Origin of the sequence: Aphanothece hegewaldii CCALA 016 (assembly GCF_003007785.1) — a bacterium.
In the GTDB taxonomy this organism is placed as follows: Bacteria; Cyanobacteriota; Cyanobacteriia; order Cyanobacteriales; family Microcystaceae; genus Chroococcus; species Chroococcus hegewaldii.
In genome coordinates this window covers 1-5,340 of sequence record NZ_PXOH01000076.1, presented here as the reverse complement: position 1 = coordinate 5,340, position 5,340 = coordinate 1, and the positions used below count along the sequence as shown (strand labels likewise).

Below are 5,340 nucleotides of genomic sequence, written 5' to 3'. Positions count from 1 at the left end.
TAGATAATTTTCTAAATGTGCTTTTCTTCCCATTCCCACAGTCTATCAGATAAATGGGTTCTCTTTTACGGATTTGGTATCAGATCTTTTCACTTTAGATATATTTTCTTCTAGTTTAGAGTAGTTGAGCATAAGTGGATTTAGTCTTATTTATTTGAGAACTGCCATAGCATCTTTCAAAATCAAATTGGCTTTCATCTAAATTTCTGTTATACTATAAAACGTAGTCGTTATGAGTTTTAGTTAGAGGCAATGACTAACCCAACCGTAGAAAACTTAGTGATTATTGGTTCAGGGCCAGCCGGATATACTGCGGCCATCTATGCAGCGCGTGCCAACCTAAAACCCGTGATGTTTGAAGGGTTTCAAACGGGAGGTATTCCGGGGGGACAGTTAATGACCACTACAGAAGTCGAGAACTTCCCTGGTTTCCCAGAAGGAATAACCGGCCCAAAATTAATGGAACAGATGAAAGCCCAAGCGGAACGTTGGGGAACCGAATGTTATACAGAAGATGTGATCAAAGTTGATCTTCAAGAGCGTCCGTTTACCATCCAATCAACCGAAAGAGAAGTCAAAGCCCATAGTATTATTATCTCAACTGGTGCCACCGCGAAACGTTTAGGTTTACCGAGTGAACATCACTTTTGGAGTAATGGAATCTCCGCTTGTGCCATCTGTGACGGTGCAAGTCCCATCTTTAAAAATGAAGAACTCGCCGTAATTGGTGGGGGTGACTCTGCTGTTGAAGAAGCAATTTACTTGACAAAATACGGTTCTCATGTTAATTTGCTAGTCCGTCGAGATAGTCTACGGGCGAGTAAAGCAATGCAAGATCGCGCCTTAAATAACCCTAAAATTACGATCCACTGGAATACAGTCGCCGTCGATGCTTTTGGTGAAGGTGGCAAAATGGAAGGCTTAAAAATCCGTAACATTCAAACGAGTGAAGAGAAAGATTTACCCGTAAGAGGCTTGTTTTATGCCGTTGGACACACGCCGAATACGTCCCTATTCCAAGGACAAATCGAACTCGATGAGATTGGTTATATTAAAGTTAAACTTGGAACTGTAGCTACCAGTGTAGAGGGTGTTTTTGCCGCAGGAGACGTACAGGATCACGAATATCGTCAAGCCATCACCGCAGCAGGTACAGGGTGTATGGCAGCCCTTTTAGCCGAACGTTGGTTATCCGAAAGAGATTTAATCCAAGAATATCGTCACACACAAAGTAATGAAACAAAAGAAGATAAACCAACCAGTAGTATGCCGGCTGATACCGAATATACCTTCGATATCAATAAAACACGTCATTATGGCGGTTATGCTTTAAGAAAATTATTCCATGAAGGCGATCGCTTAATCATGGTGAAATATGTTTCCCCCACTTGTGGCCCATGTAAAACCCTCAAACCGATCTTAGATAAAGTAGCTGATGAATACGATGGAAAAATCTACTTTATTGAAATAGACATCGAAGCAGATCCCGAAATTGCTCAAATGGGACAAATTACAGGAACTCCTACCGTACAATTTTTCAAAGATCAAGAACTCTTACACGAAATGCGGGGAGTTAAACAAAGAAGCGAATTCCGCCAAGTAATTGATCGTTATCTTGGTGTTGGTGTAAGTTAGATCTAAAGGCGTGGATTTTGCAACTCTTAGGGTTTAGAGTCTAACCCCCTACATTTCATCTTGTTGGGGATTTGTAGGGGCTTAGAAACTAAGCCCTTAAAATTATTACTCTAAGTTTTAAAAACTTCAAAAGGAAAAACTTGCATTTCTAGAATAACAGGTAGTTTGTTTTTTTCCGTTAAAAATTGCTGTAATTGCTTGACATCTTCTTTTGATATAGCATCTTTTGGAGCAGATACACTTAAAAATACTAAAATCTTGTCGGGCTGCTTCTCGATATTTATATCTTTAGCATCTACTCTTTTAATCCAATCTTTTTCTTGAGCAGCGATTACAGCGAATTGATTGATTTCCCGATGAATCTTCTGAGATAATAAAAATTCCTGCCAACGATTATTTAGAGGCAAAGATAATATACTGAGAGTGATTAAGGTAATTAATAACCCAAGCAAGGCTTTTCGTAAAACTCCATATTGCTCTAAAAGAAAGACAACACTAGCGGAGATAATAATTCCTGCCAAGTTCGTTAAAAAGAGCAAAAAAGCACCAGACGCTACATCTAAACTTTGATTTAAATGATGATTTAAAGCAATATCAACAATTGCATGATCGCCTAAGGCTAAACCAATACCGACGACGCATAAAGGCGGTACTAAAGCAACCGCGATCGCCACACCAGGTAAAGCACTAGAAATGTTACGATTAGAAAGAGCTAATCCCGCCGCAGCGCCTGAAGCAATTGCTACTCCTAAATCTACAATATTGGGAGTGGTTCGGTTAAAAATTTCTGAGCCTACTACTTGAGCCCCAACTATTTTACTGAGCAAAAAGGCTAGTAATATAACAGCAATTATTCCTGTCAGTAGTGTCAAAATTGATTGTTTGAGTATCCCTCTTCGACCCGAAATAATTCCATAGGCTAAACTAACAATAGGATTCATTAAAGGAGCGACAATCATTGCACCAATGATCGTGGCTGCATTATTGCCCAGAAGTCCAAAAGTCGCAATAGTAGTGGCCAGAGTTAATAGAGAATAAAAACTGATTGAAGGTAGTGAGTTTTCTTCTAAAATGTGAGTTAATTCATCAATAGATAAAAGATGACTTTTATTGGGTTGCATTTTTTTCTAATTTTACAACTGTGAATTACATAGATTAAAGTTACCGACGTATGTAATAGCTATCATACAATGAGCAAACCCAACATCAAATTACAATTTATATCTAAGTAAATTAATTTAATTAAAAATATAGAAAACGTTACAAATCAAACTACAATAGCTAATATTTTGTATTAAGTCATATTCGGATTTCTTCAAACCTATATCGTAGAATTGGTTAGATGTAGGTCTTTATAAGACTTTTTAAATTGATCTTTTGGGTATTCATAGTGGATTAAATATTCCTCTTGAGGATGCGTGGCTTTAGACAAAACTCAGGTTAAAGAAATAGATAGGGTGGACTTGAATAATACTGTCCACCCCGTATTTAGGTTTACTGGATGTGAATGGCGGGTAATTACATCATCCCCATACCACCCATACCACCCATACCGCCCATACCACCCATACCGCCCATGCCGCCCATACCGCCCATACCGGGATCAGGCATTGCAGGGGTTTTTTCTGGTTTTTCAACGACTAAAGCTTCGGTAGTAAGAACCATTCCAGCAATAGAAGCGGCATTTTGGAGGGCTGAACGAACCACCTTAGCTGGATCGATAATACCAGAGGCGATCATATTTTCGTATTGACCAGTTAGAGCATTGTAACCGACATTAAAATCAGCATTACGAACGCCATCAACAATGACAGAACCTTCAACCCCTGCATTATCAGCTAACTGACGTAGCGGGGCTTCTAGGGCTTTTGCAACAATATCTGCTGCAACTTTTTCTTCATCGTTCGTCAGAGAATTTTTAAACTCTTGCGCAATAGACGCTAGATAAATTAATGCAGTACCACCACCTGGTACAATACCTTCTTCTACGGCTGCTTTAGTCGCATTAAGGGCATCTTCGATCCGTAGTTTACGATCTTTGAGTTCGGTTTCTGTGGCTGCACCTACTTTAATCACTGCAACACCGCCTGCTAATTTAGCGATGCGTTCTTGAATCTTTTCGCTATCATATTCAGAGTCGGTGGCTTCCAATTCGCGGCGTAATTGGGCGACTCGTTTTTGTATGTCTGCGGTATTGGCACCCGAAGCGACGATCGTTGTATTATCTTTTTCGAGCGTAATTTTATCGGCTTTTCCTAGCATATCAGTAGTCATTGTGTCAAGGCTTAAACCGATTTCTTCGGAAATTAAGCGACCACCAGTGAGAACCGCAATATCTTGTAACATGGCTTTGCGACGATCGCCAAAACTGGGGGCTTTGATGGCGGCAACGTTTAACACACCTCTTGCTTTATTCACCACCAAAGTAGCGAGGGCTTCACCTTCGACATCTTCTGCAATAATCAATAAAGCACGTCCGGCGCGGGCTACTCCTTCAAGTACTGGAACTAAATCAGCAATAGAGCTAATTTTTTTATCTGTAATGAGGATCAAAGGATTTTCGTACTCAACGATCTGACGTTCTTGATCCGTAACAAAATAGGGAGACATATAACCGCGATCGATCTGCATCCCTTCAACAACATCTAATTCTGTAGTTAAAGACTTTGACTCTTCTACTGTTATAACACCATCTTTGGTCACGCGATCCATTGCCATCGAGATCATTTCGCCGACTTCTGCATCATTTCCAGCACTCACCGCCGCCACTTGAGCGATCGCATCTCCTTCTACGGGTTTAGCAATATTAGCAATTTCTTGCACTAAAAAACTAACCGTTTTATCAATTCCACGTCTTAGGGCAACGGGGTTCGCCCCAGCAGTAACGTTTTTTAGACCCTCTCTAATCAACGCTTGTGCGATAATCGTTGCAGTCGTTGTACCATCTCCGGCGATATCCTTGGTTTTGGAGGCGACTTCCTGGATCAATCTCGCGCCTGTATTTTCGAGAGGATCTGCTAATTCTATATCTTTAGCAACCGTAACACCATCGTTGACAATTTGGGGCGCACCATATTTCTTTTCTAGTAATACATTACGACCTTTGGGGCCAAAGGTGATCCGTACCGCATTGGATAGGGCATTCACACCCTTTTCTAAAGCTCTTCTAGATTCTTCTTTAAATGCAATAATTTTAGCCATAGTTGCCTAGATTTTTTATTTCTCCAATAGACAATTTAGCACTCTCAAGCAATGAGTGCTAACTTTAATATACACAGTTTTTCCCTAATGTGCGGTTGTACTCTATATCCAAGTACGATTTTCAGTCAAACCATGTAGAATATAATGTCGGGTAGCAGCGACTAAATCATTGCCGTAAGCTTGTTGTAAATCTAAGTAACGGTTTAGATAAGCCTGCGGATCGAAAGAGATGTATCGTCCTTCTCCTCGTCCTGAATAGAGATAATGATTAGAACCGGCTTCTATATTGTAACTGAAAGCTTGGATCAGATCAGGATAGGAAGCAATATAACGATCGCTCTCGAACTTATTTGGATCTCGTCCTTCAGGTAAAAAACCATTGGTTATGTAATGTTTTGTTGCTGCTAGAGTATCAGTTTTAAAGGCAGTGACATACTCCCCACTCTAACCCTTCGACAAGCTCAGGGTATAGAGGGGGCTTCTCAGTTTCCCTTGACTGAGCAT

Annotated in this window: 3 protein-coding genes; 1 reads left to right on the top strand and 2 read right to left on the bottom strand. The window is 40.3% G+C overall.

Annotation, left to right across the window (positions count from 1 at the left end; translation table 11 throughout):
* The first annotated feature begins 252 nt into the window (after positions 1-252).
* The gene (gene trxB / locus C7H19_RS24740; RefSeq protein WP_106459568.1) at positions 253-1,635 is read left to right on the top strand and encodes a thioredoxin-disulfide reductase; all 1,383 of its coding nucleotides are present in this window, start codon (positions 253-255) and stop codon (positions 1,633-1,635) included.
* 110 nt (positions 1,636-1,745) lie between these two features.
* Here trxB and C7H19_RS24735 read toward each other — a convergent pair whose 3' ends face one another.
* Both C7H19_RS24735 and groL read right to left on the bottom strand, forming a co-directional pair.
* The gene (locus tag C7H19_RS24735; RefSeq protein WP_106459567.1) at positions 1,746-2,756 is read right to left on the bottom strand and encodes a DUF389 domain-containing protein; all 1,011 of its coding nucleotides are present in this window, start codon (positions 2,754-2,756) and stop codon (positions 1,746-1,748) included.
* Positions 2,757-3,153: 397 nt separating this feature from the next.
* On the bottom strand, positions 3,154-4,836 hold the full coding sequence (gene groL / locus C7H19_RS24730) for a chaperonin GroEL (RefSeq protein ID WP_106459566.1): 1,683 nt from the start codon (positions 4,834-4,836) through the stop codon (positions 3,154-3,156).
* Positions 4,837-5,340: the final 504 nt, after the last annotated feature.